1 protein-coding gene is annotated in these 1213 nt (G+C 61.7%); it reads right to left on the bottom strand.

What is annotated here, in order from left to right; translation table 11 throughout:
- Positions 1-241: 241 nt before the first annotated feature.
- A partial coding sequence (gene metE / locus NW853_RS07295) for a 5-methyltetrahydropteroyltriglutamate--homocysteine S-methyltransferase (RefSeq protein ID WP_414348669.1) occupies positions 242-1213 on the bottom strand: 972 nt, incomplete at its 5' end.

Raw genomic sequence — 1213 nt, 5'->3', positions numbered from 1 at the left:
AGTCGGCAGCGTCTGCTGTGTATAAGAGTCAGCAATATGGCTGGAGACGACGACGATTATCGTTCCTTCGGTGGCAAGGGGGCAAGCAAGGGATCCCTCCCTGGGTCTGTCGATCCAGCGGAGTGACGAGACAATTCCATCTTGCCCTATTGGCCAGCCGCCAGGCGGGCTGGGGCTGTCGTAGCCCCAAATGGTCGGTTGCCGGCGGAGGGAGCGTTGGCCTGAGGGATCTCGCTGGGGGCTAGGTGGCCTGGAGCTCCTCCCTTAGGCGCTGAGTGGCTGCCACCATGTTCCTCAGGGCAGGGATCACCTCCTCCCAGCGGCGGGTTTTTAGGCCGCAGTCGGGGTTGACCCAGGTTTGTTCTAGCGGCAAGTGGGCCACTCCCAGGCGCAGTTGCTGGAGAATCTGCTCGGTGTCGGGCACCGCCGGGCTGTGGACGTCGTAAACGCCGTTGCCCACCTGGTGGCGATAGCCCGCTTGGGCGATCTGCAGCAAGGTTTTGTTGCTGCTGCGGCTGTTTTCGATCGAGAGAACGTCGGCGTCCAGCCGCTCGATGTGCTCGATGATGTCCCCGAACTCCGAGTAGCACATGTGAGTGTGGATCTGGGTTTCGGGCTTGGCGCCAGCGGTAGCCAGTCGGAAGGCCTCCACCGCCCAGCTTAAGTACTCCGGCCAGCGCTCTTTTTTCAAGGGTAGACCCTCCCGCAGCGCTGGCTCGTCCACCTGTACCATTACGGCTCCGGCAGCTTCTAAGTCGGCCACCTCTGCCCGCAGGGCCAAGGCAATTTGCAAGGCTTGCTCGCGTCGGGAAAGGTCGACGCGGGGGAAGGACCAGTTGAGCATGGTTACCGGCCCGGTGAGCATCCCCTTAACCGGCTTTTGGGTTAGAGATTGGGCCACCTTAAACTCCCGCACCGTCATGGGGCAAGGGCGAGACACATCGCCGTAGAGAATGGGGGGACGCACGCAGCGGCTGCCATAGCTCTGCACCCAGCCGTGCTCGGTAAAGGCAAAGCCCTGCAGTTGCTGGGCAAAGTATTCCACCATGTCGGTGCGCTCGAACTCGCCATGCACCAGCACATCCAGGCCAATTTCTTCTTGAATGCGGATGCACCTGGCAATTTCGGCGTCGATAGCGGCCTCGTATTCGGCCTGGGAGATCTCGCCCTTTTTGTACTTGACCCGCCACTGCCGGACTTCGGGGGTTTGGGG

The organism is Synechococcus sp. H55.11 (genome assembly GCF_047462475.1).
GTDB lineage: Bacteria > Cyanobacteriota > Cyanobacteriia > Thermostichales > Thermostichaceae > Thermostichus.
The sequence above is the reverse complement of the archived record's forward strand: the minus strand, read 5'-3'. Positions and strand labels throughout refer to the sequence as shown.